The 286-nt window shown below is 61.2% G+C and carries 1 pseudogene; it reads right to left on the bottom strand.

What is annotated here, in order from left to right:
- Positions 1 to 286 (bottom strand): annotated as a pseudogene (locus GKC41_RS08730) (arabinan endo-1,5-alpha-L-arabinosidase); the annotation flags it as partial.

Below are 286 nucleotides of genomic sequence, written 5' to 3'. Positions count from 1 at the left end.
CCCCCTGCCCGTCATCCTTGACACAGGCATCAATCGCATTGATACCCGTATCCGTAAGGCTGGCATAGCGTGACAGATCGGCATTGGGACCCAGCACCTTGGGCACGTCGGTGGCCGCCACGTTGGACTTCTGGAAGCCGGAGTAGACCACCGGGCCCACCAGGCTCCAGTCCCCCTCGATGTCGTCGGCGGTCAGCAGGACGATGACCGACTTCTGGAAGGGGAACCCTCCCCCGTTCAGGCTCAGGTACATGCACCACTTCTTCATGGTGGCGTTGTAGTAGAC

Origin of the sequence: Bifidobacterium asteroides, assembly GCF_009683175.1 — a bacterium.
Lineage (GTDB): Bacteria > Actinomycetota > Actinomycetes > Actinomycetales > Bifidobacteriaceae > Bombiscardovia > Bombiscardovia asteroides_H.
Note: the sequence above shows the minus strand (reverse complement) of the source record. Positions and strands in the feature narration are given on the sequence as shown.